At 70.3% G+C, this 1449-nt stretch carries 1 protein-coding gene; it reads left to right on the top strand.

Annotated elements, in window-relative coordinates; translation table 11 throughout:
- Positions 1-142 precede the first annotated feature (142 nt).
- Positions 143-991 carry a DUF4097 family beta strand repeat-containing protein gene (locus AOK03_RS39670; RefSeq protein ID WP_055570180.1) on the top strand — a complete coding sequence of 283 codons (849 nt, stop codon included), beginning with the start codon at positions 143-145 and terminating at the stop codon, positions 989-991.
- The last annotated feature ends 458 nt before the right edge of the window (positions 992-1449 follow it).

Genomic DNA, 1449 nt, shown 5'->3' on the forward strand with positions numbered 1-1449 from the left:
CACCTATTCGTACGCGCCTATCCATACGCGCCTATCCGTACGCACCTATCCGTACGCACCTATTCGTACGCGCCTATCCGCACTGACGTATCCGTACTCGCCTTCCATCAGCCTCCGCCGTAGCCCCTAGGACGGGACAGCCATGCCTTCTTTCGACACACCGAAGCCCATCAGCGCCACCGTCACCTTCCGGGTGGGGGCGCTCCGGATCACGGCCGGGGAGCGTGCGGACACCGTCGTCGACGTCCGGCCCAGCAGCGCGACCGCGGACGTGGACGTCAAGGCGGCCGAGCGCACCCGCGTCGAGTTCGCCAACGGCAAGCTGCTGGTCAAGGGGCCCAAGGAACGCTCCATGTTCGGCAAGGGCCCGTCCGTCGACGTGGACATCGCGCTGCCGGCCGGTTCCGAGGTGCATGCCACGACCGTCATGGCGCACATCGCCTCCGAAGGCGGGCTCGGTGACTGCGAGTTCAAGACGTCCGCGGGTGACATCCGGGTCGAGTCGGCCGCCTCGGCCAAGCTGACCACGGGCTACGGCGACATCTCCCTGGGCCGCGCGAACGGCCCGGTCGACGTCTCCACCTCCTCCGGCGAGGTCCGTCTCGGCGAGGTCGAGGGGACGGTCGAGATCAAGAACTCCAACGGCGCGACGGTCCTCGGCGACATCGAGGGTGACGTCAAGGTGAAGGCCTCGAACGGCTCCGTCGCGATCGACCGCGCGGCCGCCGACGTCAACGTCAAGACGGCCAACGGGGCCGTCCGGCTGGGTGAGGTGGTCCGCGGCGAGACCGTCGTGGAGTCGGCGGCGGGCAAGATCGAGATCGGCATCCGCGAGGGTACGGCGGCGTGGCTCGACGTACGGACGAAGGCGGGGTCCGTCAGCCAGGCACTGGAGGAGTCGGGGTCTCCGGAGGCGTCCGGCGATCCCGTGGACACGGTGAAGGTGCACGCGCGCACGGGGATCGGTGACATCAAGATCCGCCGAGCCTGACCTTTCCCTCGGGGCTCCGCCGCACGGGCGCCTCCGCCCCAGCCCCGTTTGCCGAGGCCTGTCCCGGCCGTCGATCCCGGCTCTGCCCTGCCTTACCGGCGTCTCGCCTCACCGGCTCCCCTCTGGCCGACAGCCCCGCCCCCCTCACGAGGGGGCCAGCCCGCCGCGGGGCCACCGTTCTCCACTCGGCTGCAGGTCCGCCTCGGCTGGTCGCGCAGTTCCCCGCGCCCCTGAAGAACACTCCTGTGCCTCATGGTTGGTCCCGCCGACCTCGCGGGGCCACCGTTCTCCACTCGGCTGCAGGTCCGCCTCGGCTGGTCGCGCAGTTCCCCGCGCCCCTGAAGAACACTCCTGTGCCTCATGGTTGGTTCCGCCGACCTCGCGGGGTCGCTGGTCTCCGTTCGGGTGCGGGTCGGATTGGGCTGGTCGCGCAGTTCCCCGCGCCCCTTACGGGGCCC

This window comes from Streptomyces atriruber (assembly GCF_001418325.1).
Taxonomy (GTDB): Bacteria; Actinomycetota; Actinomycetes; order Streptomycetales; family Streptomycetaceae; genus Streptomyces; species Streptomyces atriruber.